Source organism: Streptomyces sp. 351MFTsu5.1 (genome assembly GCF_000383655.1).
GTDB lineage: Bacteria > Actinomycetota > Actinomycetes > Streptomycetales > Streptomycetaceae > Streptomyces > Streptomyces griseorubiginosus.
Genome location: NZ_KB911786.1, coordinates 55,840 through 82,359 on the forward strand (window position 1 = coordinate 55,840; position 26,520 = coordinate 82,359).

Genomic DNA, 26,520 nt, shown 5'->3' on the forward strand with positions numbered 1-26,520 from the left:
TCCCGGCATGAACACGAGTCGCAGCAGAGCAGGAACGTGGCGTACCGCGGCGCTCGCGGTGCTGTTGACCACCGGGGCGTTCACCGGGACGGCCACCGGGTCGGCGTCCGCCGGGAGCACGCGCACCGAGACGGCCGCCGGATCGGGCGGGGGTGTGACCGAGACCGTCGTCCGCGTGAAGGCACCCCTGCCGGCGTCCTTCGGCGCCCGGCCCGCGGCGTGCGACTGGCTGTCGTACCTGCGCTACCGGTCCTCCACGGGCCCGGCCTCGTCGGCCGACGCCGACCGGGTCCTGGTCGCCCAGCCCGGCATCCTGGAGGGCGCGGGAGCCTTCGACAGCGTCGCCCGCAACACCGTGGCCCGCGCCGCCCAGGAGGGCGAGCACGTCGAGTTCTGGGCCCTGGACCGGCGCTCCAACTGCCTGGAGGACCACACCGGAACCGCCTCCGGCGACCAGCACACCGCCGTCGACTACTACTACCGGGGCAAACAGGTCGCGGGCCGCACCTTCGCCGGATTCGTCGCCGACGGCCGGCTCGGCTGGATGGCCCGCCTCGGCATCGAGCAGACCGTCCGGGACCAGTACGACCTGCTCACCGCCGAGTTGCCCGACCAGAAGGTCCGCAAGGACAAGGTGCTGTGCGGCGGGCACTCGCTCGGGGGTGTCATCACCGGCTACTTCGCCACCGCCGACTTCGACGGCGACCCCGCCACCACCGCCGACTCCGGCCAGAACCAGTGCGCCGGTTACTTCGCCCTCGACACCACCGTCTCCACCTCGCTCGGCGACCTGAGCGGCAGCATCCCGGACGACACCGGCCTGCCCGACGTCGGTCTCGGCTACGGCGTCGTCCAGGCCGGACTCGACAGCGGCCTGTTCCCGCGCTCCCTGTCCGCGCCCGTCCTGCTCAACCCCGAGACCATGACCCTGCTCGCCATCGCCGGCGTGGGAGCCGTACAGGATCCGGACGGCGAGTCCGACCTGCCGGGTTACCTGCCCCGGAACACCGACATCGAGGCCACCAACCGGTTCCTGTTCTCCAAGGACACTGCCACCTTTCTCACCGGCTCACCCGCCGTGAAGGACTTCCGGCTCACCAACGAGGCCGTGCTCGGCGCGCTCATGGACGACCAGTCCGTCCCGCTCGCCTTCCTCCAGAGCAGCGTGGGCTTCTTCGACGGCGGACCGGTCACCGACAAGAACTTCCCCGTCACCAACGGGAGTTCGGCACAGCCGGGCCTCTTCGGCACCGAGTACAAGGCCATCCCCGCGGTACCGCACGGCCCGCTCTACACCTGGCGCGACTACGACCGGGTCGGCGACGCCGACGACCCCGGGTACCGGTCCTCCGACGGAACGCCCTTCACCGCCGCAGGCAAGGAGGTGACCGACATCCAGGAACTGGCGCGCAGCATGGGCACACAGCCGCTGGACTTCACCGAGCAGTACTTCCCGACCAAGCTCGTCACCGACCTCGAACTGTCCACCTCCCCGCAGGTGAAGCGGCTCGTCGTGCACCCCGACGGACTCACCGCCCACCCGACGCTCACCGTTCTCGCGGGCGACGGGCTGCTCGCGGGCCGGATCCCCGCCGATCTGCACCCCGTGGTCGCGGACGGCTACCAGCACCTCGACGTGCTGACCGCGGCGCCGGTGCAGAACAACCGTCGTCCCGAACCGGTGTCCACCGCGCTGACCGGGTTCGCCCGTGATCCCAGGTAGGAGCCAACAGAGGGGAAGGGACCGGGAGTTCGACTCCCGGGCCCTTTCCCTCGTACCGAAGCCGTCTGTCGGGACTCTCAGACCTTGCTCGCCGCGAAAGCCGCCGCCGCGTCTGCGTTCGCGGTGTAACCGAGGTGCGCCAGGGTGTCGTTGCCGCCCGCCTCGCACACCGGGTCGCCCTGGGCGCAGAAGTCGATGGTGCGGCTCTGGTACGTGCCGGTGACGCTCTTGCCGATGGCCCGGATGGGGTTGCCGAACAGCAGCACCGCGGCGACCTTCGGCTCCACCGCGGCGGGCAGCGTGGCCACGATGGGACTGCCCACCACCGCGCCCGCGCTGCTGATGCCGATGGAATTGTCGACGACATTCGCGCCCTGTGAATAGCCGACCAGGATGAAACGCTGGTCCGGACACGTGGACGCCTGGCTCTTCACGTGGTTCACCAGATCGGCGTTGCCCTGCGCGGCCGAGGTGGGGGAGAGGTCCGCGGGATAGTTCACCCGGTAGCTCGACAGGTTCCGGCCCGTCAGTTTCCTTTGCAGTGCGGAGAACACCGGGTCGCCGACGATGAAGCCGAGCGTGCCCGGCTCGAACGTGCCGCGAGCTGCGACGACGTCGATGTCCGAGCAGGCCGCGGCGGTCGCGGACGGCGCCGTGACGGTGGCCACCGTGGCCCCGCCGACGAGAGAGAGTGCCGCGAGGCACAAGCGAATACGCATGGGGGGATCCTTTGCGGGTGGGGCGTATGAAACGCCTGTGGAAAGGATGTCCCGAACGTATTCGCTTGAGCGGCGGACCTGTTATGGACGGGAATTCAGGAATTCCTCGTTCTTTTGTGCCGTGGTGAGTGCCAGGATCAGATCCAGACGCGCGCCGGGATCGTGCAGCGCCTCTCCGAACACCTTGTCCAGCTGACGCAGCCGATAGCGCACGGTCTGCGGATGGACATGGAGACGGGTGGCGACCTCCGGCACGTTGCTGCCGCTGAGCAGCCAGGCGAGCAGGGTCTCGGCGAGCCGCTCGCGCTGCCCCTCGGACACCGCGTCGAGCGGCGCCAGGGCCCGCGCCCGTAGCCGGCCGAGCATCGGTTCGTCACTGTGCAGCAGGAGTGTCGACAGATGGTCCACGCAACGCACCACCCCTTGCCGGGGCAGCAGTCCGCGTCCCATCAGGCCGAGGGCCCGGGTGGCCCAGCGCAGCGACTGCGCGGCCTCCGCGACCGGCACGGTCGGGCCGATGGCGGCCGGCCGCCCACGCAGCGCGAGCCCGAAGGCCCGGCTGCCCGACCGGCCGGAGCCGTCCGGGTCGGGGATCAGCATCCGCGGCGGCCGTGACTCCATGTCCACCAGCGCCCCGGCGGCGGCCAGCGGCCACTCCTCGACCCGCTGGTCCGGGCCGGCCGCGAGCGCGACCACCGCGACCTGCTTCGGCACCGGCCACCGGGCGCCGTGCGCCAGGTCCTGCACCGCCTCCGGCGCCACGGGTCCGTCGCCGAGAAGCAGGTCAAGCAGCCGTCTGCGCCGCCGTTCCAACTCGTCCGTGTGCTGCGCGCGGGCCTCGGAGTACCCGGCGGCGGCCGCCTCCGCGACCTCGTGCACGGTACGGAAGGCGAGCTCGCCCAGCGCGGTGACGACGGCGGTGTCCAGGCCCAGCTCCTCCGCGGTACGGCCCATCAGCCGCCAGGCATGCAGCCCGCCCACCCGCAGCGCGGACTGGAGGGCGTCCAGGCTGCGCCCCTCCAGGGCCTCGCCGCGCCCGAGTTCGTAGTACGTCGCCGTGATGGCCTCCCCGTGGCCACGCGCGTCGGCGATGTGGTCGACGAACAGCGTGAGCGCCTGCACGACCCCGGCTCTCAGGTGCTCGCGGTAGGTCCCGTCGGCGGGGCGGGCGTACTGGGGCACCTGCCGGCGGACCTCCTCCTCGACCTCGTCGGCGACCTCCTCCAACTGGGCGCGCAGCAGGTCGGCCAGATCGGGCGGTACCGCGGGGTCACCGCGGCCCTCCGGTACACCGTGCGGGACGGGGCCGGCCAAAGGGGGCCCTCCTTTCACCCGGAAGCGGCTCACCCTGGGGCCGTTGCCCGTGGGGCGAGGGGTGAGTCCCGTGTTGGACGGACGTCCCCTGCGTTGCGTTCCCTGACCCGACGGTACCGACATCACACCGGCACCCCCAGACCCCGCGCGAGCATCGGCCACGACGCGGTGAACTCCTGCTTCCAGTACGCCCAGCTGTGTCCTCCGCCCGAGTAGAAGTGCGTGGTGACCGGGATGCGCAGCAGCGCGAGGGCGTCGGTGAAGCCGTGCGCGGAGGGCCACAGGGCACTCTCCAGCGCTTCCGGCAGCCAGTCGCCGGTGCCGCCCGCGAGCCCGCTGCCCTGGGAGACGTACAGGGCGGTGCCGCGCAGCCCGGTGGCGCGGGAGCGCGGGTTGAAGTCGCGCCAGGTGAGCAGGTCGAGGATCGGACTGCCCCACAGCGAGGCCGGCGCCAGGTTCTCCCGGGCCACGATGGCGTCCATCAGGTTCGGCACACCGGGCGCCATGGTGTCGAGGATCCCGCTGTAGGAGGCCGCCGCGGCGAACAGGCCAGGGTGCCTCGCCGTGTGCGCCATGGCCCCGTAGCCGCCCGTCGAGACCCCTGCGACGGCCCGCACTCCGGAAGCCCGGTAGTCGCGGGCGAGCAGCGCGGGCACCTCCGTCAGCTGGAAGGTCTCGTAGTCGGGGCCGTCGCGCCAGTCGGTGGGGATACCGGTGGGGCCCGCGTCGGGCATCGCGACGATCAGGTCCCGGCCCGCGGTGAAGGCCTCGATGTCCGTCTCCCGGGTCCAGGACGTGTAGTCGTCGTGGGCCCCGTGCAGCAGGTACAGCACCGGGTAGGTCCGGGTAGGCTGCGCGTCGAAGCTCGTGGGCAGGATCAGCCGCACCGGAGCGCTGCGGCCGAGCGCGACGGAGGACACGGACACGTCGACCGTGCGCGACGAGAGCGCGGCGGCGGGCCGGGCGCCGATCAGTGCGGCCAGTCCGGCACCGGCCGCGGCCTTGGCGAGGGTGCGTCGGGACACTGCGGTGGTGCGACGGTGCATGGCGGCTCTCCTCGGATCACGTGGAGCGGGTTCTCGCGACGAGCTCTCGCCCCAGGTGGGCGGCGATCTCGTCGACGTGCGGCGGGTCGAGCAGCGACAGGTGGTGGCCCGCGACCGGGACGACGGTCAGGCGCGGGCACACCTCGTCCCAGCCGAGCGCCCGGTCGTCGCGTTCGTAGGCGGGATCGCGCACGGTGTGCGGGGCGGGTTCCGTGGCCCGGTACAGGACCACCGGCCCGTCGTAGCGGCCCGGCCGGTGGGCCTCGCCGATCCTCAGGTCCAGATAGGAGGAGCGCTGGTGCTCCAGCGCGGCGCCGGGCACATCGGCGCGGTCGCGCAGGATCCCCAGCACGGTGTCGATCCGCTCGCCGTCGTCGTCCGTCGCGAGGAGTTCGTCGTACGGCAGCTCCAGCCGCACCCCGTAGACGTCCGAGACGTGCCGGGCGAACCCCTCGAAGTGGGCGCGGACCCGGTCGGCCGGTGTGCGGCCCGGCAGGGGGAGGGGCCGCACCGAGTCGATCAGTGCCACGAGCTCCACCTCCCGTCCGGCGGCGGTGAGTCGGCGCGCGGTCTCCTGGGCGACGAAACCGCCGAAGGACCAACCGCCCAGCAGGACCGGCCCGTCGGGACGGACCGCGGTGACGGCCTCGGCGTAGCGGCGCGCCTTCTCGGTGACCGTGCGGGCGTCCTCGAGGCGGTCGAGACCGTACACCGGCCGGTCGTCGCCCAGCCGTTCGGCCAGGGCCCGGTAGACCTCGCTCGTGCCGCCGGCGGCGTGCACGAGGAAGAGCGGGGGACGGTCGCCGGCGACGCGCAGCGGACGGACGGCGTCCGGCCGGATCCGGTCGGCCAGCGCCTGGACCGTGGTGGCGCCGAGCAGGTCGCGCAGCGGCAGCTGGACGGCGAACTCGCGCTCCAGGGCGGTGCGGATCCGTACCGCCATCAGCGAGTCCAGGCCGAGGTCGGCCAGCGCGGTGCTGGGGGTGATCCGGCTGGCGGGGTGGCCGGTGACGGCGGCGATGTGGTGGCACAGGCGGCCGGCGACGGAGGTGGCCTCCGCCGCGTCGACCTGACTGACCAGCACGTGTGCGGGCGCCGCCGCGACTGCATCAGCGGACACCCGGGCTTCCGCATCCGCCCCCACCCGCGGGCGCGCCCCCGAAGCCGTGCCCGCCGCCGGCCTCGCGGGGGCCGCCCCCCGCCCGTCCGTCCACCAGTGCCGCACGTGCTTCCAGCGCGGCGCGGGCATGTCGACGACCCGTCCCGCGGGCAGCGGCAGGCGTCCGCCCGCGCAGTACAGTGCCCCCAGTTGCGCGAGGAAGTCCGCGCAGCCGTCGGCGTCCCGCCGGAGCGTGCCGAGCGCGAGGGCGCCGGGCGCGGTGTCGGTGACGGCCCGCGCGAGCACCGGGTGCGGCGAGATCTCGACGAACACGGAGTGGCCGTCGGCCGCGGCCGCGGTGACGGCCCGGTCCAGCCGCACGGGCCGGCGCAGGTTCGCGGCCCAGTGAGCGGCGTCGAAGACACTGTCGCCGCGCGGATCGTCCAGGACGGTCGAGTAGACAAGGACATGCGGCGCACGGCCGCCGACGTCGGCCAGAGACGTGGTCAACTCCGGGAGGAGCGAATCGACTTGGGGTGAGTGCCCAGCTCCCACGACCCGCATGGACCGGGCCGCCCTGCCCTGTCCCTCCAGCCAGCGCACGAACCGCGCCACCGCCGGCTCCTCCCCGGTGACGACCTTCTGCCCCGGCGAGGAGTGGACCGCGACATGCACACCGGGGAAGTCCCTTTCCAAGAGGCCGAGTTCATCGTCGTCCACGTCGACGACCGCCATGGCCCCGCCCTGCAACCCGCTCAGCAGCCGGGCCCTGACGGCGAGGATCCGAGCGCCCTCCGACGCGTCGAGGGCGCCCGCGCACACCGCGGCGGCGACCTCGCCCAGGGAGTGGCCGATGACGGCGGCGGGCTCGACCCCGTAGGAACGCCACAACTCGGCGAGTGCCACCTGGAGTCCGAAGAGAACGGGCTGGGCCACCTCGAGGCGGTCGAGTGCGCACCCCGAAGCCAGCCGCTCGTAGAGGGACAGTCCGCACTCCGCGTCGAGCTTCTCCACCGCGGCGGCGAAGGCGGGTTCCTCGGTCAGCAGTCGGCGTCCCATACCGGCCCACTGGCTGCCGTACCCGGAGAACACCCACACCGGACCCTGCCCGAGGAGATCGCGGTCGCCGGTGACGACCGGCCCGTGCGCCGACGCTCCTGGTGTGTCACCCCGCGCCAACGCGTCCAGTCCGTCGGCCAGTTCCGCGCGGTCCCGGGCGACCACGGCCGCCCGTACACTCCCGCGTCCGGCCCGTCCGGCCAGTGTGCGGGCCACGTCGGCCGGGTGCGCGGAGGCCGTACGGAGCCAGTCGGCGAGCCGGGCCGCGGTGTCCCGCAGCCGCTCCTCGTCCACGTCGGACAGGACGTGGAGCCGGGCGCCGGGCTCCTCGGCCGGGCGCGAGGGCAGCACGCCGGGGCGCCATTCCTCCAGCACCGCATGGGCGTTGGTGCCGCCGAAGCCGAACCCGGAGACCCCTGCGGTCGCCGTACCCCCGTAACGCGGCCAGGGCTCGCCCTCGGACACCACCCGCAGCCGTACGTCGTCCAGGGCGCTGCCTCCCGAGCAGTGCAGGGACGGCGGGATGAGGTCGTGGTGCAGGGCGAGGACCGTCTTGACCAGCCCGGCGATGCCCGCGGCCGACTCCAGGTGCCCCAGGTTCGACTTCACCGAACCCAGCAGCAGCGGCTGGTCGGGGTCGCGCCCCGCGCCGAGCACGGCACGCAGGGCGCCCGCCTCGATCGGGTCGCCGAGCGGGGTGCCGGTGCCGTGCGCCTCGACGTAGTCGACATGTGCCGGGATCAGTCCCGCCCGTGCGTAGGCGGAGGCCAACAGGGCTTGCTGAGCGGCCGGGTTGGGGGCGAGAAGGCCGTTGGAGCGGCCGTCGGAGTTGACGGCGGTGGCGCGGATGACGGCGAGGACGCGGTCACCGTCGCGCTCGGCGTCCGACAGCCGCTTCAGCAGGACGGCCGCGCAGCCCTCGCCGCGCCCGATACCGTCCGCGTCCGCCGAGAACGGCTTGCAGCGGCCGTCCGGCGCGAGGGCACCGGCCCGCCGGAACGCCACGGTGACCGCGGGGGAGAGCAGCACGTTGACACCCGCGGCGATCGCCGTGTCGCTCTCGCCGGTGCGCAGGCTCACGCACGCGTGGTGCACGGCGACCAGCGAGGAGGAGCAGGCGGTGTCGACGGCCATGCTGGGCCCCCGGGTGTCCAGCACGTACGACAGCCGGCCCGCGGTCACGCTCAGCGCGCCGCCCGCCGGCGCCCAGGGATCCACGGCCGCGGGGTCGGCGCCGGTGAGGGTGCCGTACTCCGGCGCCGAGACCCCGACGAAGACCCCGGTGGCGGTGCCCGCGAGGGAGGCGGGGGGGACGGCGGCGTGCGTGAGCGTCTCGTGGACGACCTCCAGCAGGATCCGCTGCTGCGGGTCCATCACGGCGGCCTCGCGCGGGCTGATCCGGAAGAAGTCCGCGTCGAACCCGGCGATGTCGTCGAGGTAGCCGCCGTAGGGGAGTGCGTCCTCGGGCGGGAAGGCGCCGAAGTCGCGCCAGCGGTCCTCGGGCACCCGTCGGATCGCGTCGACCCCGTCGGTCAGCAGCCGCCAGTAGTCGCCGGGTCCGTGGACCCCGCCGGGCAGGCGGCAGCCGACGCCTATGACGGCGACCGGCTCACCGGGCGCTGCCGCTGCGGGGGCCGCGAGCGACGCGGGTCCGTGCCCGGGCGCCGCGAGCGATGCCGGTCCGTGCCTGGGTGCCGGGACCGAGTCCGGTCCGGGCCCGGGTGCCGAGGCCGGTCCGGTCCCGGAGGCCGTGCCGCACAGGTGCGCCACCAGCGCATCCCCGGTCGGCGCCTCCCACAGCAGCGTCGCCGGCAACTCGCGGCCGGTCAGCCGGGACAGTTCGCCGGCCAGCACGACCGCGTCCCGCGAGGCCATCCCGAGATCCGCCAGCGGCCGGTCCATCGGCACCTCGGCCGCCGGCATCCCGGTCCACTCCGCGACCCGCTCCACCACCAGCCGGCGCACCGCGCCCGCATCCACGGCTCTCACCCGGCACCGCCCACCGCGTAGGCCCCCGCCAGGTACCGCTCCCGGGTCAGCGCCCGCGACACCTTCCCGCTGGACGTGCGCGGCACGGTGCCCGGCGCCACCAGGACGACGTCGGCGAGCCGCAGCCCGTGCCGCGCCGACACGGCCGCCCGCACCGCCCGCACCAGCGCCGGCACGTCGAGCTCGGCGAGGCTGGTGGTCCGGGTGTGCTCGGCCACCACGACCACCCGCTCGCCCGAGCCGCCCGCCACCCCGAACGCGGCGAGCCGGTCCCGCCGCAGCGCCGGATGCGTGTCCTGGACGGTGGCCTCCACGTCCTGCGGGTAGTGGTTGCGGCCGTCGACCACGATCAGGTCCTTGAGCCGGCCGGTGACGAGCAACTGGCCCTCCAGGACCGTCCCGAGATCGCCGGTGCGCAGCCAGCCGTCCGCGCCGAAGACCCGCCGGGACTGCTCCTCGTGGTTCCAGTAGCCGCGGCCCACGTTGGGACCCCGCACCTGGATCTCCCCGACCTCGCCCTCGGACAGGACGGCCTGGGAGCCGGGGTCGGCGATCCGGATCCGCTGTCCCGCCGGGGCACCGCAACCCGCCAGCAGTACCGCCCTCGGATCGTCGGGACGCGCGGGCAGGGCCTTGCCCTCGGCGAGTGCGTCCCGGTCGAGCGCGAACCGGCGCAACGGCTGCCCGGGCCGGGCGGCGCTGACGAAGACGGTCGCCTCCGCGAGGCCGTACGAGGGACAGTGCGTCCCCGCGACGAGACCCTGTCCGGCGAACGCCGCCTGGAAGCGGTCGGCCGTGGTGGGGCGGACCGGTTCGCTGCCGTTGAGGAGTGCGAAGACGCCCTCCAGTCGCAGCTCCGCCTTCTGCGCGTCGGTCACCGTCGAGGCGCAGTAGTCGTAGGCGAAGTTGGGGGCCGCGCTGAGCGCCCGCGGGTGTGCGGACAACAGCCGTAGCCAGCGCGCGGGTTCGTGCAGGAAGGCCACCGGGTCCATGAGCACCGACAGCAGCCCCCGCACGACCGGGGCGGCCACGCTCAGTACGAGCCCCATGTCGTGGTAGAGCGGCAGCCAGCCCACGAAGGTCACCGGATGGACGTCGGCGCCGTAGGCCGTGAGCGCCTGGCAGGCGTTGGCGACGACGTTGGTGTGCCCGATCTCCACGCCGGCCGGAGTGCGGGTGGACCCCGAGGTGTACTGGAGGTAGGCGACCTCGCCGGCGGCCGGCTCCCGGTCGCTCGCGGTGGCGTCCGGCACCTGGTCCACCGCGACGACCCGGTCGCCCAACTCCCGTACCTGCTCCAGGTGTCGGCTCGTCGTCAGGATCACGGCCGGGCGCGCGTCGGCCAGGACCGCCGTGAGCCGGTCCTCCTGGCCGGGCAGACCCGGCGGATACAGCGGTACGGCGACCAGGCCCGCGCTGAGCGCCGCCAGGAACCCGGTGACGTACTCCAGCCCCTGGGGGCACAGCAGCGCCACCCGGGCCCCTGGCTCGGCCTCCTCCGCGAGACGCGCGGCCACGGCACGCACGCGTAGGTCCAGTCGGCGCCAGGTGAGGGTGCGGTGGACGCCTCGCGAGTCCGGGGAGGGGTGGTCGACGAAGGTGAACGCCCGTCGGTCGGGGGTGGTCTCGGCCCAGTGCCGCAGGTACTGGGGCAGCGTGCGGAACGCGGGGGCGAGCGGGGGACGGCGGCTGTCCATCAGGCAGGTCTCCTCGCGAGACGGGTCAGAGCGGGATGTTGCCGTGCCGGCGCTCCGGCATCGGGGCACGCTTGCCGCGCAGGGCACGCAGCGCGCGGCAGATGTGGGCGCGGGTGTCGCGCGGGGCGATGACGGCGTCGACATAGCCGCGCTCGGCGGCGGGGTAGGGCGTGCCGTGGGTGTCCTCGTATGCGGCGACGAGTTCGGCCCGCAGTGCCTCGGGGTTTTCGGCGGCGGCGATCTCGCGCCGGTGCAGGACGCCCACCGCGCCCTCGGCGCCCATCACCGCGATCCGGGCGGTCGGCCAGGCGAGGTTGATGTCGGCGCCCAGGTGCTTGGAGCCCATCACCGCGTACCCGCCGCCGTAGGCCTTGCGGATCACCACGGTCACCTTGGGGACGGTCGCCTCCGCGTAGGCGTACAGCAGCTTGGCGCCGCGCCGGATGATCCCGGCCTGCTCCTGCCGGACCCCGGACAGATAGCCCGGCACGTCGGCGAAGGTCAGCAGCGGAATGCCGAACGCGTCGCAGAACCGTACGAACCGCGCCGCCTTCTCGGAGGCGTCGATGTCCAGCACCCCGGCCGCGTGCGCGGGCTGGTTGGCGACCACCCCGACGGACATGCCCTCGACGAGCGCCAGCGCGCAGATGATGTTCGGTGCGAACAGCTCCTGGATCTCCAGGAGTTCACCGTCGTCCACGACGGCTCGCAGGATGTCCCGCATGTCGTAGGCCTGCCCGAGCCGGTCCGGCACGATCTCGTCGAGCGGGATGCCGGAGGGCGGTGGCAGGGGAGCGTAACTCGGCGGCCGCTCCAGGTTGTTGACGGGCAGGTACGACAGCAGCTCCCGTACGGTGTCCAGGGCCTCGGTCTCGTCGGCGGCGAGGAAGTGGGCGTTGCCGCTCAGGGAGTTGCTGGTGCGGGCGCCGCCCAGTTCCTCGGCGCTGGCGCGTTCCCCGGTCACCGCCTCGATGACGTCGGGCCCGGTGACGAACATGTGCGAGGCGCCGTCCACCATCACCGTGAAGTCGGTGATGGCGGGGGAGTAGGCGGCCCCGCCGGCACACGGACCGAGGACCACCGAGATCTGCGGGATCACCCCGGACGCCCGGACGTTGCGGCGCACCAGCTCGGCGTAGAGGGCGAGGGAGGCGACCCCCTCCTGGATGCGGGCGCCGCCGCCGTCGTTGAGCCCGATCACCGGGCACCCGGTCCGCAGGGCGAGGTCCATGAGGGCCACCGTCTTCTCACCGAAGGCCTCACCCATGCTGCCGCCGAACACCGTGGAGTCCTGCGAGAAGACACAGACGGGGCGGCCGTCGATCGTGCCGCACCCGGTGATCACGCCGTCGCCGTAGGGGCGGTCCGCGCCGTCCCCGGTCGGCCGGGCCCGCACGAACAGGCCGGTCTCGGTGAACGAACCGGGGTCCAGCAGCAGGTCGATCCGCTCCCGCGCACTGAACTTGCCCCGTCTTCTGGGCCTGTCCCCGGCGACGGCGCGTGCCTGGCGGGCCTCCAGTGCGAGGACGCGGTCGGCGGTGCGGTCGGGCAGGCGTGTCGTCGTCACCTCTACTGTCACTGCCACCTCCGAAGTGGCCTTCGAATATGGCAGCGCCCCCAGGTGATGCCGAGCCCTACGCCGTTCTGTTTGCGAGAGGTGAGTCCCGGGCGGCCGGCTTTGCTCCGTGTGTGACAAGCGCCCGTGAACGGCGGAGCGTTCCGTGGGCGCGTTTGAGCCAACCTGGCCGGAGAGAAGGTGCAGACCTGTTTCGGGGGCCCGCCTTTTCGCAGGCCCCGGGAAGGCGCGTCCATGGATCGGAGCGCATGAATGAGTCAGTTTCCCGATCGGGTCCGACCGGCCGGTTGATAGTTCAATGGGGGCGCTGCAACAATCCCGGTCCTGGCCACGTCGTCACTCCGACCCTCGGCCGTCCGCCCCGCACGGCTCCCCCCATGCATGCAATTCCAACCCGTGAATTCCGGATTCACGTCCCCCCCCCACAAGTCCGCCCGGAGCACGACTTCGGTGTGCCTTTGCCGGACGCCCGGCGCGGCAGTAAAGAAGGTGCATGTGTCACGGCATTCCACGGGGTTCGGCGGGCCGCCGTTCCCTTATGAGACAGGTCCCGAAGCCGGGTCCGACGGAGAGTGGCAGTCGGTGTCCGGCCTGCCCGCGTACCAGGAGTTGCGCCGCACCCACCGCCGGTTCGGGGTCCGGGCCACCGCCGTCGCCGTCGGCGGATTCCTCCTGTACGTCCTGCTGTCCAGCTTCCTGCCCGGCCTGATGAACACCCCCCTCAGCGGCCACCTCACGGTCGGACTCGCCCTGGGGCTCGGGCAGTTCGTGCTGATGGGCGTGATCGTGTGGCGTTACCTCGTCCATGTGCGCACCGACGTCACGCCGGTGGTGCGCGGTCTGCGCGGCCTGGTCCGCCACCACGGGAACGCGCGCCGCCGGCACGGCGCAGTCCAGGAACGCACCACCCGGCACGGTGCCTTCCAGGAACGTCCCACCCGGCGCGGTGCGGAGTTCCGCCCGTGGTGAGGCTCGGCGCCTCCGTGGTGGACCGCCTCAGCCTCCAGCTGACCCTGGTCCTGTTCCTGTCCGTGGTCGTCGTCACCCTGTTCACCGCACTGCTCACCGCGCCCCAGCGCGACGAGATCGGTGAGTTCTACCTCGGCAACCGCACCATGTCCCCGCTGCGCAACGGACTGGCCATGTGCGGCGACTACCTCTCGGCCGCGACCCTCCTCGGCAGCACCGGACTGGTCGCCCTGACCGGCTACGACGGACTGCTCTATCTGTGCGGCACCGCCGTCGCCTGGATGATGGTCCTGCTGCTGATCGCCGAACCCCTGCGCAACACCGGCAGGTTCACCCTCGGGGACACCCTGGCCACCCGGCTCTCCCGTATGCAGCGGCCGGTCCGGCTCGCCCTGGCGCTGTGCACGCTGACCATCACGGTCCTCTACCTCGTCGCCCAACTCGTCGGCAGTGTGGCCCTGCTGACCCAGTTCACCGGCGAACCCGGTGCCGCCACCCGCACCCTGTGCGTCGTCGTCATCGGCACCGTCGTCATCGTCTACGCGGCCATCGGCGGCATGCCCGGAGCCACCTTCATCCAGATCGTCAAGGCGGTCATGCTCATCTCCGGTGTCACCGTGACCGCCGTGATGGTGCTCCACCGCTTCGACTGGAACATCGAGAACCTGCTGGCCGCCGCCGCGGACAACAGCGGGCAGGGCACACGGTTCCTGGAACCCGGCCTGCGCTACGGCGCCGGTGTCACCAGCAAACTCGACTTCCTCAGCCTCCAGTTGGCGATCGTGCTCGGCCTCGCCGCCCTCCCGCACGTCATGATGCGGCTGCTCGCGGCGAAGTCGGTCGACGTCCTGCGCACTTCGGTGGTCTGGGCGATGGGCCTGGTCAGCCTCGTCTGCCTGGCGGCCGGCATCCTCGGTCTCGGCGCCACCGCCGTCCTGGGCAGCGAGACCATCGCCCGCAACGACCGCACGGGCAACGCCGCCGTCCTGCTCCTGGCGCACGACCTCGGCGGCGCCGTCCTGACCGCGCTGCTGTCCTGCCTCGCCTTCGTCACCCTCCTCGCGGTCGCCGCCGGCCTGACCCTGGCCGCCGCCTCCTCCCTGGCCCACGACCTCTACGGCGAGGTGATCCGCCGGGGCCGGGCCACCGAGAGGGAGGAACTCGCCGTGGCCCGGCTCGCGGCCGTCGTCATCGGCGCCCTCGGCATGCTGCTGGCCCTGGTCTCCTGGGGCGCCAACTCCGCGACGCTCGCCTTCCTGGCCTTCGCCATCGCGGCCTCCGCCATTCTGCCCACCCTCGTCTTCAGCCTCTTCTGGCGGCGCTTCACCGCGCAGGGCGCCCTCCTCAGTCTCTGCGGGGGCCTGCTCTGCTCGGTCGTCCTCGTCGTGTTCTCCCCGGTCGTCTCCGCCGCGCCAGCGTCGCTCTACCCGGACGCCGATTTCGCCTGGTTCCCCTTGCAGAATCCCGGAATCGTCTCCATCCCGGCCGGCTTCCTTCTCGGCTGGTTCGGTTCGGTACTCTGCCGTCCCGAACCGAAGGAGACATATGAGGACTTCGAAGTGCGCAGTCTCGTCGGCGCCGACTAGGTGATTTCCACTTTTCGGCGAAGGGTGTGGTGAACCCGTGGATATTTCGTCTCCGGAGGATCAAGCCTTGCGAAGACAACTCCCGTGCAGTAATTACGTGGTGCATGAACTTGTTCAACCGTGGCACCATGTTCCGCCGCTCGGAACCCGCTGACGCCTCCGCACCCCCCACCGGGTCGTCGGCCACTGCCACAGCCGTCCGTCCGAACCCCGGACTGGCGGCCCTGACCGGGGAGTGGGCCATCGACCCCGCGCACAGCAGGATCGGCTTCTCCGTACGCCACGCCATGGTCACCACCGTGCGGGGCGCCTTCCTGGAGTACCAGAGCCGCCTCTACTTCGACGGCCGCGACCCGTCCGCCTCCCAGGCGGAGATCATCGTGTCCACCGGCAGTGTCGACACCGGGGTGGAGCAGCGCGACGCCCACCTGGTGGGACGCGACTTCCTGGACTCCGCGCGGTATCCGCGCATGCGGTTCGCCAGCACCTCCGTCGAGGTCGCCGGACCCGACGTCTACCGGATGACCGGTGATCTCACCATCAAGGCGGCCACCCGCCCCGTGGTCCTGGAACTGACCTACATAGGCCATGTCACCGACCCGTTCGGCTACCAGCGCGCCGGCTTCGACGGCACCACCACCATCAACCGGTCCGACTGGGGCCTGACCTACGACAGCAAGCTCGCCGAGGGCGGCGCGATGGTCAGCGAGAAGGTACGCCTCCAGTTCGACATCGCCGCGATCCGCACCCCTCCGGTCGGCTGACCGCACCCCCCGCCACGCCACGGAGTGGGCCCCGCACTCGTCCGAGTCCGCGGCCCGCTCCGTGGCCGCTCAGCCTCCCGTCACCGTCCGCGCACCAGCCCCGCCAGATAGCGCCACAGCGACGAACGCGGCCGTACGGCGGTCCCGTCGGCCGGGTCGGAGCCGGCCGGGGCGGCGGGGTGCGGAGCCTGGGGCACCGGCAGGGCCGGCGCGTCCGACAGGGTGTAGCGCACCGGCAGCGAGCGCAGCCCGCGCATGAACGGTGACGACCGCCAGGGCAGTTGGTCCACGGGCAGCGACAACTCCAGCCCGGACAGCCGCTCGAAGAGCCTGCTGACCCCGATCGACGCCGCCCCGCCGGCCAGTTCCCGAGCCGGACACTGCCGGGGACCTGCACCCCAGGACAAGTGCGCCCGGGTGCTGATGGTCGACTCGGGGCAGACCTTCGCCGCGAACGCCGGATCCGCGTGCGCGGCCCCCACGGACACCCACACCGGATCCCCCGCGGCGATCGTGTAGTCGCCGAGCTTCATGTCGGCGAGCGGGAACCGCGGCACGAAGTTGATCAGCGGCGGCTTCTGCATCACCACCCGGTTCATGGTCTCCCGGATGAGCCCGGCCGACAGACTGGCGCTCGCGGGCAGGTTCCCGGTGATGACCTCGACGACCGTGTTGGAGATCAGGATGCCGACGTGGTCCGACGTCATCCCGAGCAGCATCATCAGCTCGCGTGCCAACTCCTCGACGCTCAGGCCGGGATGAGCGGCGAGCAGATAGGACGGGAAGTCGTCGCCGGGCTCCTTCATCTTCGACTCGCCGAGCTCCGACAACGTGGCCAGCAGCCGCTCCAGGGCCGGTCCCGCGTCGGGCCCCGCGTCCAGCACCCGCCACATGTCCATCAGCGCGTCGTCGTGCTGCGAGCCGGGGAAGCCGAGCAGATGACTGGCGACCATGAGCGGCAGCGGCCGGGAGAACTGCGCCGACAGGTCCGCCCAGCCGGTGGGACCGCCCTGCGTGAACAAGGTGATCAGTTCGTCGGCGTCCCGGGTGATCTTCGCCTTGAGCTGCTTGGCCACCGGGTGCCGGGGGTCCTGGAAGGGCCGGAGCGCGGTGTCCCAGGCCACCTTCAGCCCGCGGTAGCCCTCGCCGCCCTGGATCAGCACGTGGTTGACGTCCAGCGAGGGCGCCAGCGGCCAGTCCGCAGGGAGTCGGCCCTCCCGGCGGGCCCGCCAGTTCTCCAGCCCCTTCGGCCACGCGTGGTCGTCCCGGAGCACCTCCAGCGCCTCCTCGTAGCCCAGGACGAGCCAGACGGGCACTCCCAGCAGGTCGACCGGCGCCACCGGACCGTGGGTTCGGCGCAGTCGCTCGTACACGATCGCCGGATCGCGTTCGTAGTCGCGGGTCATGAGCGGTTCGAGGCTCATGGACTCCAGCGACCCGTTACCGGCTGCCGAGCCGCTGTTCAGTTGGACCCCCATGGCTTCCTTCCCTCGGTCGGGCGGTACGCCAGAGTAATGTGACCCCCCGCGCCTGTCTCATGGCGGGGGGTGATTACCGGGCCCCGCGCTCGGGGCGACCGGGGCGACGAGGAACCCCACCGCCCGAGGAAGGTGCCGCCGCTGTGCGAAGTCGCCGCCTACGGGGTCCACTTGACGTTCGGGTTCACCTTGCCGGTCCAGTTGAAAAGGGCCATGTTGTCCCAGCCGTCGCCGCTGCCCGAGATGTTCGTCGGGTCCCAGCCGTTGCCGGTCACCGCGTACCAGGTGGGCTCCCAGTAGAAGACCCCGATCGCGCCGTTGCTGCGGGCCGCGTTCTGCACGGCGGTGAAGTTGTCCGCCTGGCCCTGCCAGCTGAGCGGGTACCCGGAGCAGCCGCTGGTGATGGAGTTGGCGGTGCCGTCCGCGTCGGCCGAGGTGAACGGGTAGGCCGTCTCGGCGATGACGACGTCCTTGCCGTAACGGGACTTCATGTCGGCCACGACGCCGCCCATGCCGGCGATCGTCCCGTGCCACGGGCAGTAGTACGACAGCCCGGTGATGTCCCAGTCGACACCCTTGGCCTTCATGCCGTCGTAGAACCAGCGGGCGTTGGCGTCACTGTCGGCGTCGGCCGTGTGGACGATCACCTTGGTGCCGCTGTTGCACGCCTTGGTGGCGTTGTAGCCCGACTTGAGCAGCAGGGAGAGGTTGGTGAAGTCGTTGTTGACGACCTTGCCCTCGTTCCACAGCATGCCGACGTTGATCTCGTTGCCGATCTGCACGCTGTCCGGGGTGGTGCCCTGCGACTTGAGGCTGTTGCAGACGTCGTACGTGTAGGTGTAGACGTCGGTCTGCAACTGGCCGATGCTGTGGCCGGCCCAGGCCGCGGGCTTGTTCTGGTTGCCCGGGTCCGCCCAGGTGTCCGAGTAGTGGAAGTCGACCAGCAGCTTCAGCCCTCTGGCCTTCACCTGCTTCGCGTACGACAGCACCTTGGCCTTGTTGTTGTAGCCGCTCGCGGGGTTGTTCCAGACGCGCAGGCGGACGTAGTTGACGCCGAGGCCCTTGAGGATGTCCAGGGGGTTCCTGGCGGTGCCGCCCGCGTCGTAGTACCTGGCCCCGAGGTCGAGAGCGCGCTGGGCGGTCGAGACATCGGCTCCGAGCATGGTGAGCGAGCCCGCGGCGGAGGCGCTGGTGGGTGTGGTGAGCAGGGATGCGGGCAGGGTGAGGGCCGCCAGGAGCAGGGCGGCCCTCATGAGGCGGCGCGGACCTTTGACGACCATCCCGACCTCCTTGACTGGCATGATCATGCGGTCACCATCTGGGAACGTTCACGGTAGGAGGTGCAGACTGCGCTGTAAATACACGGAGTTGGGATCTGTGCACGTACACAAATCAGATGCGGTGATCCCCGCGCCCGGACAGAATGCCCGCCATGATCAACGGCTCGCGCACCCTCCACGACCGCCTCGTCGCACAGCCGCGTCCGACCGGCCTGGCACTGGCGCCGGACGGCACACGTCTGATCCTCTCCGTGCAGGCCCTCGCCGACGGGGGATCCCGGTACGCGTCCGAGGTGTGGGAGGTGGACCCGGCGGGTGAGAAGGACCCTCGCAGGGTGCCCGGCTCCCAACAGCACGACTTCGCCCCGGCGTTCACCGAGGACGGCACCCTGCTGGTGCTCTCCGACCGCGACTCCGGCGATTCAGGGGATGAGCCGGGACCGTCCCTCTGGTCGCTCTCCGCGCGCGGTGCGGCCGAGCGGATCGCCCATCACCCGGGCGGGACAACGGCGTTCACCACCGCCGCCCGCTCCGCCGCCCTCGCCTGGACGGCCGCTCTCCTGCCCGGCGCCGAGGACACCGGCACACACGCGGACCTCCTGCGGCGGCGGCGCCACGCCGGTGTCAGCGCCGTCCTGTACGAGGTGGCTCCGGGCGGGGACGGGGTGGAGCTCGGTCCCGCGGAACCCCACACCTTCGTCCGCGTCGGGCAGGCCGAACCGGTCGACGTCGGCGGCCAGGGCCAAGGCATCGACGGCGCCGGGGAGATGGCCCTGTCGCCCGACGGAACCCTGGTCGCCTACACCCGGGCCCCCACGGTGGCCGCCCCCGACACGAACACCGTGGTGATAGCCGACGCACGCACCGGCGAGCGGCACCACGCCCTGTCCCGCCCCGGCCACCAGTACTACAGCCCGGTGTTCACCGCCGACGGCACCCGCCTGGTCTGCCAGCGCCTGGAGGAGGAGACCTACGACTCCGAGTGGCAGGTCACCCTCGTCGCCTTCGACCCCGTGTCCGGGGAAGAGACCGATCTCCTCCCGGACTTCGACAACTGGCCCTGGCCGGGAATCGCGATCTGCTCACCCGTCCCCGGCGACACCACGCTGTGGTTCACCGGTGACGAACAGGGCCGGCGACCGGTCTTCCGCCGTGCTCCGGACGGCACGGTCACCCGCCTGACCGCCTCCGGCGCCTACAGCTCCCTGTGCGTGACGCCCGACGGCTCCGCCCTCTACGCCCTGCGCAGCACCCTCGACAGCGCTCCGCACGTGGTCCGGCTGGACGCGGCCGAGGCGGACCAGGAGCCCGACCTCGTCGCGACGCCGGGCGACCTCGGCCCCCTCCCCGGCACCCTGACCGAGGTGCACGCGACCGGGGACGACGGCTTCGCCCTGCGCGGCTGGCTCGTCCTGCCCGACGGAGCCACGGCCGAGCACCCGGCGCCGCTCCTCGTGCTGACCCACGGCGGACCCCAGGGCTCCTGGAGCGACTGGCCCTGGCTCTGGAACCCCTGGCCGTTCGCCGCCCGGGGCTACGGCGTGCTGCTGCCCGACCCGGCCCTGTCCTCCGGGTACGGGCAGCGCATGCAGGAACGCGGACGCGGCGACTTCGGGGGCCGCCCCTACCGCGACGTCATCGCGCTCACCGACGCCGCACTGGCCCGCGCCGACCTCGACCCGCACCGGACGGCCCTCGCGGGCTGGTCCTACGGCGGTTACCTCGTCAACCGGACGGCCACCCGCACCGACCGCTTCAAGGCACTGGTCTCCCACTCCGGACTGTGGAACCTGGAGTCCCTCCAGGCCGCCACCGACCTGCACGCCTACTTCCGGAAGATCTTCGGCGATCCCCGCGTCCGCCGTGAGCGTTACGAGGCCGACTCGCCCCACCTGGACGCGGCGGCGCTGACGACACCGATGCTGGTCGTGCACGGCGGAGCGGACGCCCGGGTGCCCGAGGGCCAGTCCCGGGAGCTCTACCACGAGCTGCAACGCCGGGGCGTGCCCGCCGGGTTCCTGTACTTCCCCGACGAGTCGCACGGCGTCGAGGCGCCGAGCCAGCTGCGGCTCCTCTACGAGACGGTCCTCACCTTCCTGGACCACCACGTCCTGGGCGAGAAGTGGCGGCGCCCGGAGCTCCTGTGACGCCGGGTCAGGTCTCAGGGGGTGGGGATGCCCAGGTCGGCGGCGACCGAGTCGGCGCGGACGAAGACGGACACCGGGTACTGCTCGTCGCAGTACTTGTTGCCGGACGACACGATGCCCACGACCTTGCCCCCGCTGATCAGCGGACCGCCCGAGTCGCCGGGGCAGATGCTGTCGGTCGTGCCCGGGCGGGGCATGCCGCACAGCATCGCCGCCGGGTCGGTGTCGGGCTCGGTGTAGGGCTGACAGTCGGCGAGGGGCGACAGGACCAGCTTGGCCTGCTTGAGCCGGGTGCCGGTCTCGCCGGGCCCGGTGCGTCCCCATCCGGCCACGGTGGCCGTCCGGCCGTCGGCCACCAGCCTGCCGTCCCCGGGGCCGGCCACCGGGATCGTCCGGTACGGCATCGGCCGGTTCAGGGTGAGGACGGCGGCGTCGTAGGCGTAACCGGGGGAGGTGTACCGGGAGTCCAGCCGGTAGGACGCGATCTTCCGTTCGGTTCCGCCGGTGCCGTCCACCTGGGTACGGCCTCCGATGACCCGCAGTGCGGACACGTCACCGGCGTTCACCACGCAGTGGGCCGCGGTGAGGACCTTGGTGGGCGCGATCAGCGAGCCACCGCAGAACTGGTTGCCGTCCAGCTCGATCAGCATGGCGTACGGCCGTGCAGCGGTGGTGGTCGGGCCGCCGCCCTTGATCGCGGAGGCCGGAGCGGCGGTGGACCAGAGCGCGGCCGCGGTGAGCACGGCGGTGGCGACGACGGCGGCGGTGCGGGTTCCGGGACGAGCAGAACCATCGAGGCGTACGGTCATGATGTTCCCCCTGAACGACGGCGCGCGAGGCCCGACTTGGCCCCGCGCGATGTGGTCGGTGGGGAGGACGAGCCGAGAGGACGCATTGGTTTCACACGACACACGATTTCTGTCACGCACGATCACCGACGCCCGCAGGAGGCTGGTCATGCCGAAGGACCGCCCATGGAACCGCGCCGCCTACACCCGGGCGGCCGCCCTCGACGACCTCGATCTGGACAACGCCCGCGACGAGGAGGTCCGTCGCTACTGCCTCCAGCGGGCGCGGGCCTTTCTCGCCAGGGCCGAGGACGACGACTCGGCGATCAACAGCCGTCAGCAGCTGGAGATCGCCTCGCAGTACGCGACGATCGCGCAGGCCTTCCGACAGGACCCCGACACCCTCTGACGATCCGTCGCGCGTCCTCAGGTCAGGTTCAGGCCGCCGTCCAGCAGGATGACCTCTCCGGTGAGGTAGCCGCTGGCGATCACCGACGCCACCAGGTCGGCCACGTCGGACGGCCGGGCCGGGCGGTGCATCGGGGCGCGGTCGCGCCACAGTGCGTGCGCCTCGGCCCAGTCCTTCGTCATCGGTGTGTCCACCAGGCCGGGAGCCACCGCGTTCACCCGGACGTCGGGGCCGAGCGCGGCCGCCAGCAGCCGGGTCACGTGGTTCAGCGCGGCCTTGCTCGCCGCGTACGGCACCGAGGAACCCTTGGGCCGTACCCCGGCATGGCTGGTGATGTTGACGATGCTGCCGCCACCCGGGGACCGCCGCAGGGCCGGAAGGGCCGTCGTGCACAGCACCCAGGGCGCGATGAGGTTGACCTCCAGCAGCTGCCGCCAGTCCGCCGGGGTCGCCGCCGCGAGGTCCGCGTGCGGGATCGGCCAACTGATGCCCGCGTTGTTCACCAGCACGTCCAGCCGCCCGAACCGGCCGAGGGCCGCGTCGACCAGCCCGCGGGCCTCCTCCTCCACCCCCAGGTCCGCCTGGAGGTAGGCGCCGCCGAGCTCCGCGGCCAGCGCCTGCCCGGCCGCCGCGCTGCGCCGCGAGTGCACGACGACCCGTGTGCCGTCCGCCGCGAGGCGCCGTGCGACGGCCTCCCCGATCCCGGAGGTGGACCCGGTGACCAGGGCGACGGGCCGCTCCCGCTCTTCGGTGCTCATGCCGTGGATCTTGTCACGGCACGGAAGTGCACCGCGTCACGGCTTGATGCCCACCCCGGCCCACGCGCTGACCTCGGCGTCCGTCGGTTCCGGGGCCGTGCCCCGCGGGTCGTCCTGGCGCCAGCGGTGGGTCAGGGAGACGCCCGGGTCGAGCAGGTCGAGGCCCTTGAAGAAGCGGGCCACCTCCTCCTTGCTGCGCACCTGGGCCCGGGTGCCCGCGGCGGCGTAGATGCCGACGAGCTTCTCCCACAGCGCCGGGGCGAAGTCGCCCGTGCAGTGGCTCACCGCCAGCGCGCTGCCCGAGGGCAGGGCGTCCAGGAGACGGGAGACGGTGCCGTACGGGTCCCAGTCGTCCGGCACGAAGTGCAGGATGGCGTTGAGCGACAGGGCGACCGGCCGGTTCAGGTCCAGGGTCTTCGCCAGCTCGGGGGAGCCCAGGATCGCCTCGGGGTCGGTGAAGTCGCCCTGCACGTAGGCGGTGCGGCCCTCGGGCGTGTTGCGCATCAGACGCTCGGCGTACTTGAGGACCAGCGGGTCGTTGTCGGCGTAGACGACCCGTGCCTCGGGTGCCACGGACTGAGCCACCTGGTGCAGGTTCGGCTCGGTGGGGATGCCGGTGCCGATGTCCAGCCACTGGCGCACGCCGTACTCCTGGGCGAGGACCCGGGTGGCCCGGTGCATGAAGGCGCGGATCTCGCGGGCGCACGTGAAGATGCCGGGGTAGGTGGCCGCGACGGTCTCGGCCGCCTTCGTGTCGACGTCGAAGTGGTCCTTGCCGCCGAGGTAGTAGTCGTACATCCGGGCGGAGTGGGGCCGGCTGGTGTCGATCTCCCGCGCGGCGTGCGAGTTGGTCATCCTGTCCCTTTCAGAGGGGCTGTGTGGGGGTGTCGGGCAGGTCGCTGCCGGGGCAGGTCCGGCTCGGGTCGTGGGTCAGCCGGCCGTCAGATGGTCGGCGAGACCCCGCTTGACGCCCGCGACGAACGCGGCGATCTCCTGCGGGGTGTAGATCAGCGCGGGGCCGGCCGGGTCGGTCGACTGCCGCAGCGCCACCCGGCCGTCGGCCAGGAGCTTGGTCTGCACGCACTGGCCGCCGTTGGGCCCGCTCCACGGGGACTCCCAGCCCTGCTCACCGAGTTCGGCGGCCGGCATCCCGTTGTAGACATGACAGTCGGTGCTGGTCATGAGTACTCCTTACGCATGCGGTTCAGGAGTGCCCTGCTGTCCACGTCCGAGGTCAGCAGGGACATGCGGCTGTGCGCCTCCAGATGGGCCGCCACGTCCGTGCGCTGGTCCAGGTACATCGCGCCGGAGAGGACCTCGGTGTAGACGATGTCCGGCAGCTCGGGTTCCTCGAAGCGGAAGTAGGTGAACGGGGCGCACGCGCCCACATGGGCACCGGCGGTGAACGGCACCACGTCGACGCTGACGTGTTCCAGCTCCGCGAGCTCCAGGAGCCGTTCGATCTGCTCCCGCATGACCTCGGGGCCGCCGACCACCCGGTGCAGTACGGCCTCTTCCATCACCACCCACAGCGTGGGCGCGTCGGGTCTCTCCAGCAGGCTCTGGCGGCGCAGCCGCAGGTCCACCCGTCTGCCCAGGTCCTCGTCGGCCTCGTGGGGGAAGCCGCCGCGCAGCACGCCGTGCGCGTACGCGCGGGTCTGGAGCAGTCCCGTCACATAGTGCGGCTCGTAGGTGCGCAGGGTCCTGGCCCCGGCCTCCAGACTGACGTAGGCGCTGAACCAGTTCGGCAGCACGTCCCGGTAGGTGTGCCACCAGCCGGGCTGGTTGGCCCGTTCGGCCAGGACGACGAACTCGTCGATCTCCTGCCGCTCGGCCCCGTAGGTCTCGAGCAGTTTCTCCACGTACAGCGGCTTGAGCGCGACCTCCGCCTTCTCCAGGCGGCGGATGGTGAGCGAGGTCACTCTGAGCGCCTTGGCCGCGTCGTCCAGCGACTTGCCCGCGTCCTGCCGCCGCTCCTGCAGACGCCGGCCGAGGATCATGCGCAGCACGGTGGGAGCACTGGTGCCACCCGTGCCCGTACGGCCTTCGCTCACGTCCTGACCTCCTGAGGGGATGTCACCGGCCCGCGTCCCGCAGCGACTTGATGACGCGGCCGGACCGATACCGGCTCCCTGAAATTATCAGGAAGCTGGTTGCAGGTTGAACTTCAGTACGAGCATGATTGCCTGTGTGACCCGTGCCGCCGAACGCGCGCACGGTGACGTCAACCGCCCCTACCCTCCTGCCGGTTGGCACCGATCCCGACCTCCCGATGCGTCTCGCCAGGCCGCGCCGCCTCCCCACGGAAGGCCAACACCGTGTCCCCCCACACGACTTCGTTCCCCCAGCTGTTAGACGCCGTGGACCAGGAACGAACCCACTGGATCGAGCTTCCCGCGCACCGCTCCAGCGTCGGGGTCGCCCGCCGCTCGGTCGGCAGCCGGCTCAGGTCCTGGAGCCTGCCCGGCGAGCTGCGCTCCGACGCGGTCCTGCTGCTGTCGGAACTGGCCACCAACGCCGTGTGCCACACCCTCAGCGCCCGCATCCTGTGCGGCATCGGACTGGTCACCGAGGGGGTCCTGCGGCTGGAGGTGCACGACCACGACCGCTCCCGCCGCAGGCTGCGCCGATGCCGGGCGGCCCTCGACGACGAGGGCGGCCGGGGTCTGTTCCTGGTGGAGGAACTCGCGGACACCTGGGGGGTGGACCGCTCCCGGCTCACCGGCGGGAACGCGGTCTGGGCGAATCTGACGGCCTGAACTACCGCAAGGCCGGGGTGAGTTCGGCGAGCAGCAGCGTGCGGTCGTCGGAGCGGGCCGGGTCGGAGGGAGTGTGCAGCAGCCGTCGGCACAGGGAGGGCAGCGGATCGTGGTCGGCGGCCGCCGTGTCGAGCGCCTCGGCGAGGCGGGCGATCTCCTGGTCGATGTCCGCGTCCCGGGACTCGACCAGACCGTCGCTGTAGAGCACGAGCAGGGCCGGGTCCTCGACGCTCAGCACGGTCGGCTCGTAGCTGCCCGCGCCGAGACCGAGCGGCAGGCCCGCGCCGACCAGCGTGACCGGGGCGGTCCGGCCGTCCGGGCCGCGCAGCAGCGGGGGCGGGTGCCCGGCACCCACCAGGGTGCAGGTGCGGTGCCGCGCGTCCCACTCGGCGTAGATGCAGGTCGCGAAGGAGGCGCCCGGGGTCTCGCTGGCGAGCGCGTCGAGCCGTCGTACGAGATCGGCGGCGGGGATGTCGAGACCGGCCAGGGTGCGCACCGCGGTCCGCAGCTGGATCATCGCCACGGCCGATTCCGGACCGTGTCCCATCGCGTCCCCGACGATCAGGCTGACCCGGTCGCCCGGCCGTCTGAGCACGTCGAACCAGTCACCGCCGATGATCGAGCCCTGGCCCGCGGGCAGGGACCCGTGGGCGATCCGGCAGCCCTCGACCTCCTGGATGCTGCCCGGCAGCAGGCTGTTGCGGATGGCCAGCGCGGTGCGTCGCTCGTGCTCGTAGCGGCGCGCGTTGTCCAGGGCGACCGCGGCCCGGGCGGCCAGTGACTCCACGGCCGCGATCTCCGCGGTCAGGAACGGCCCCCGCTGCGGCCCGCGCGAGCAGGCGACGAAGCCGATCGCCCCGCCCCGCAGCCGCAGCGGCACCACGAGGAACGAGCGCGTCTTGAGGAGTTCGCCGATCCGCGCGTCCTGGCCGGCGGACACGGTGAGCCGCTCGGCGGTGTGCTCGTCCACCGAGTCGAGCAGCTGGGCGTGTCCGTCGATCAGGGCACGGGCGTACGGCGTCGCGCGCGGGAAGACGAGCACCTCGCCGACCGGCAGGGTGCGCTCCCAGGACTCGGGCGCGTCCGTGCCCACCCGCAGGGCCAGCCGGCGCGCCTCGATCTGGGCGGGGTCCGCGCCCGCGTACGTGGTCTCCTCGCGGCGCCACCGCTCCAGCAGGTACAGGGACGCAGCGTCGCAGAAACCGGGGGTCAGCGCATGCACGACATGGCTGCTGGTGAGCCCCAGGTCGAGTTCCGAGCCGATGACGTCGGCCGCGGGCGAGAAGGGCGAGCGGCGGGGCGCGGGCACGGTGGTGGGGGTGTCGTCGGAGGGTCTGTGCGGTTCGTTCCGCAGGGTCGT

General features: G+C 72.2%; 21 protein-coding genes. 7 read left to right on the plus strand and 14 right to left on the minus strand.

The genetic code is table 11. The features are described from left to right. Positions 1 to 7 precede the first annotated feature (7 nt). Positions 8 to 1,723, plus strand: a complete 1,716-nt coding sequence (locus tag H295_RS0125840; protein WP_051135608.1) for a hypothetical protein — start codon at positions 8 to 10, stop codon at positions 1,721 to 1,723. 77 nt (positions 1,724 to 1,800) lie between these two features. Here the strand turns inward: H295_RS0125840 and H295_RS0125845 are convergent, their stop codons facing one another. The 6 genes from H295_RS0125845 to H295_RS0125870 all read right to left on the minus strand — a co-directional run bounded on the left by H295_RS0125845 (position 1,801) and on the right by H295_RS0125870 (position 12,225). Beyond that, complete coding sequence (locus tag H295_RS0125845) at positions 1,801 to 2,442, minus strand: cutinase family protein (protein ID WP_028809751.1); 642 nt, start codon at positions 2,440 to 2,442, stop codon at positions 1,801 to 1,803. Between the two features lie 81 nt (positions 2,443 to 2,523). After that, positions 2,524 to 3,756 carry a PucR family transcriptional regulator gene (locus tag H295_RS0125850; RefSeq protein ID WP_020138252.1) on the minus strand — a complete coding sequence of 411 codons (1,233 nt, stop codon included), beginning with the start codon at positions 3,754 to 3,756 and terminating at the stop codon, positions 2,524 to 2,526. A 122-nt stretch (positions 3,757 to 3,878) separates the two neighbouring features. Then, positions 3,879 to 4,802 carry an alpha/beta hydrolase gene (locus tag H295_RS0125855; protein WP_020138253.1) on the minus strand — a complete coding sequence of 308 codons (924 nt, stop codon included), beginning with the start codon at positions 4,800 to 4,802 and terminating at the stop codon, positions 3,879 to 3,881. 16 nt (positions 4,803 to 4,818) lie between these two features. Then, entirely contained in the window at positions 4,819 to 8,949 is a 4,131-nt protein-coding gene (locus H295_RS0125860; RefSeq protein WP_028809752.1) for a type I polyketide synthase, read from the minus strand. After that, complete coding sequence (locus H295_RS0125865) at positions 8,946 to 10,646, minus strand: fatty acyl-AMP ligase (protein ID WP_020138254.1); 1,701 nt, start codon at positions 10,644 to 10,646, stop codon at positions 8,946 to 8,948. Before H295_RS0125865 ends, H295_RS0125860 begins: the two co-directional genes overlap by 4 nt. 25 nt (positions 10,647 to 10,671) lie before the next feature. Beyond that, on the minus strand, positions 10,672 to 12,225 hold the full coding sequence (locus H295_RS0125870) for an acyl-CoA carboxylase subunit beta (protein WP_234021685.1): 1,554 nt from the start codon (positions 12,223 to 12,225) through the stop codon (positions 10,672 to 10,674). Positions 12,226 to 12,804: 579 nt separating this feature from the next. On the opposite strand from H295_RS0125870, the gene H295_RS43545 reads away from it, so the two are divergent. From H295_RS43545 to H295_RS0125885, 3 genes are all read left to right on the plus strand, one after another. Next, a complete protein-coding gene (locus H295_RS43545; protein WP_020138256.1) occupies positions 12,805 to 13,191 on the plus strand; it encodes a DUF485 domain-containing protein in 387 nt (128 codons plus the stop codon). Then, positions 13,185 to 14,777, plus strand: coding sequence for a cation acetate symporter (locus H295_RS0125880; protein WP_020138257.1), 1,593 nt, complete (start codon positions 13,185 to 13,187; stop codon positions 14,775 to 14,777). Before H295_RS43545 ends, H295_RS0125880 begins: the two co-directional genes overlap by 7 nt. 104 nt (positions 14,778 to 14,881) lie before the next feature. Continuing rightward, on the plus strand, positions 14,882 to 15,541 hold the full coding sequence (locus tag H295_RS0125885; RefSeq protein WP_028809753.1) for a YceI family protein: 660 nt from the start codon (positions 14,882 to 14,884) through the stop codon (positions 15,539 to 15,541). Positions 15,542 to 15,621: 80 nt separating this feature from the next. Here the strand turns inward: H295_RS0125885 and H295_RS0125890 are convergent, their stop codons facing one another. Both H295_RS0125890 and H295_RS0125895 read right to left on the minus strand, forming a co-directional pair. Then, the gene (locus tag H295_RS0125890; protein WP_020138259.1) at positions 15,622 to 17,019 is read right to left on the minus strand and encodes a cytochrome P450; all 1,398 of its coding nucleotides are present in this window, start codon (positions 17,017 to 17,019) and stop codon (positions 15,622 to 15,624) included. A 158-nt stretch (positions 17,020 to 17,177) separates the two neighbouring features. Next, entirely contained in the window at positions 17,178 to 18,326 is a 1,149-nt protein-coding gene (locus H295_RS0125895) for a glycoside hydrolase family 53 protein (RefSeq protein WP_234021677.1), read from the minus strand. A 125-nt stretch (positions 18,327 to 18,451) separates the two neighbouring features. Between H295_RS0125895 and H295_RS0125900 the strand changes: the two genes are divergently transcribed. Next, entirely contained in the window at positions 18,452 to 20,446 is a 1,995-nt protein-coding gene (locus H295_RS0125900) for an alpha/beta fold hydrolase (RefSeq protein WP_020138261.1), read from the plus strand. Between the two features lie 14 nt (positions 20,447 to 20,460). Here H295_RS0125900 and H295_RS0125905 read toward each other — a convergent pair whose 3' ends face one another. Next, positions 20,461 to 21,255, minus strand: a complete 795-nt coding sequence (locus H295_RS0125905) for a S1 family peptidase (protein WP_020138262.1) — start codon at positions 21,253 to 21,255, stop codon at positions 20,461 to 20,463. A 148-nt stretch (positions 21,256 to 21,403) separates the two neighbouring features. Between H295_RS0125905 and H295_RS0125910 the strand changes: the two genes are divergently transcribed. Continuing rightward, entirely contained in the window at positions 21,404 to 21,643 is a 240-nt protein-coding gene (locus H295_RS0125910; RefSeq protein WP_020138263.1) for a hypothetical protein, read from the plus strand. A 17-nt stretch (positions 21,644 to 21,660) separates the two neighbouring features. On the opposite strand, the gene H295_RS0125915 is transcribed toward H295_RS0125910, so the two are convergent. From H295_RS0125915 to H295_RS0125930, 4 genes are all read right to left on the minus strand, one after another. Next, complete coding sequence (locus tag H295_RS0125915; RefSeq protein WP_020138264.1) at positions 21,661 to 22,401, minus strand: SDR family NAD(P)-dependent oxidoreductase; 741 nt, start codon at positions 22,399 to 22,401, stop codon at positions 21,661 to 21,663. A 36-nt stretch (positions 22,402 to 22,437) separates the two neighbouring features. Then, on the minus strand, positions 22,438 to 23,256 hold the full coding sequence (locus tag H295_RS0125920) for an SAM-dependent methyltransferase (RefSeq protein ID WP_020138265.1): 819 nt from the start codon (positions 23,254 to 23,256) through the stop codon (positions 22,438 to 22,440). Between the two features lie 75 nt (positions 23,257 to 23,331). Beyond that, positions 23,332 to 23,583, minus strand: a complete 252-nt coding sequence (locus H295_RS0125925; RefSeq protein ID WP_020138266.1) for a DUF397 domain-containing protein — start codon at positions 23,581 to 23,583, stop codon at positions 23,332 to 23,334. After that, positions 23,580 to 24,455, minus strand: a complete 876-nt coding sequence (locus H295_RS0125930) for a helix-turn-helix domain-containing protein (RefSeq protein WP_020138267.1) — start codon at positions 24,453 to 24,455, stop codon at positions 23,580 to 23,582. The genes H295_RS0125925 and H295_RS0125930 overlap by 4 nt, the downstream gene beginning before the upstream one ends. 306 nt (positions 24,456 to 24,761) lie before the next feature. On the opposite strand from H295_RS0125930, the gene H295_RS0125935 reads away from it, so the two are divergent. Beyond that, entirely contained in the window at positions 24,762 to 25,160 is a 399-nt protein-coding gene (locus tag H295_RS0125935) for an ATP-binding protein (RefSeq protein ID WP_020138268.1), read from the plus strand. A 1-nt stretch (position 25,161) separates the two neighbouring features. Here H295_RS0125935 and H295_RS0125940 read toward each other — a convergent pair whose 3' ends face one another. Then, the gene (locus tag H295_RS0125940) at positions 25,162 to 26,469 is read right to left on the minus strand and encodes a PP2C family protein-serine/threonine phosphatase (protein ID WP_020138269.1); all 1,308 of its coding nucleotides are present in this window, start codon (positions 26,467 to 26,469) and stop codon (positions 25,162 to 25,164) included. Between the last annotated feature and the right edge of the window lie 51 nt (positions 26,470 to 26,520).

Coding starts and splice junctions, on each gene's coding strand:
- H295_RS0125840 (WP_051135608.1), top strand. CDS start 8: ATGAACACGAGTCGCAGCAGAGCAGGAACGTGGCGTACCGCGGCGCTC.
- H295_RS0125845 (WP_028809751.1), bottom strand. CDS start 2,442: ATGCGTATTCGCTTGTGCCTCGCGGCACTCTCTCTCGTCGGCGGGGCC.
- H295_RS0125855 (WP_020138253.1), bottom strand. CDS start 4,802: ATGCACCGTCGCACCACCGCAGTGTCCCGACGCACCCTCGCCAAGGCC.
- H295_RS0125865 (WP_020138254.1), bottom strand. CDS start 10,646: ATGGACAGCCGCCGTCCCCCGCTCGCCCCCGCGTTCCGCACGCTGCCC.
- H295_RS0125885 (WP_028809753.1), top strand. CDS start 14,882: ATGAACTTGTTCAACCGTGGCACCATGTTCCGCCGCTCGGAACCCGCT.
- H295_RS0125890 (WP_020138259.1), bottom strand. CDS start 17,019: ATGGGGGTCCAACTGAACAGCGGCTCGGCAGCCGGTAACGGGTCGCTG.
- H295_RS0125895 (WP_234021677.1), bottom strand. CDS start 18,326: ATGATCATGCCAGTCAAGGAGGTCGGGATGGTCGTCAAAGGTCCGCGC.
- H295_RS0125900 (WP_020138261.1), top strand. CDS start 18,452: ATGATCAACGGCTCGCGCACCCTCCACGACCGCCTCGTCGCACAGCCG.
- H295_RS0125905 (WP_020138262.1), bottom strand. CDS start 21,255: ATGACCGTACGCCTCGATGGTTCTGCTCGTCCCGGAACCCGCACCGCC.
- H295_RS0125910 (WP_020138263.1), top strand. CDS start 21,404: ATGCCGAAGGACCGCCCATGGAACCGCGCCGCCTACACCCGGGCGGCC.
- H295_RS0125915 (WP_020138264.1), bottom strand. CDS start 22,401: ATGAGCACCGAAGAGCGGGAGCGGCCCGTCGCCCTGGTCACCGGGTCC.
- H295_RS0125920 (WP_020138265.1), bottom strand. CDS start 23,256: ATGACCAACTCGCACGCCGCGCGGGAGATCGACACCAGCCGGCCCCAC.
- H295_RS0125925 (WP_020138266.1), bottom strand. CDS start 23,583: ATGACCAGCACCGACTGTCATGTCTACAACGGGATGCCGGCCGCCGAA.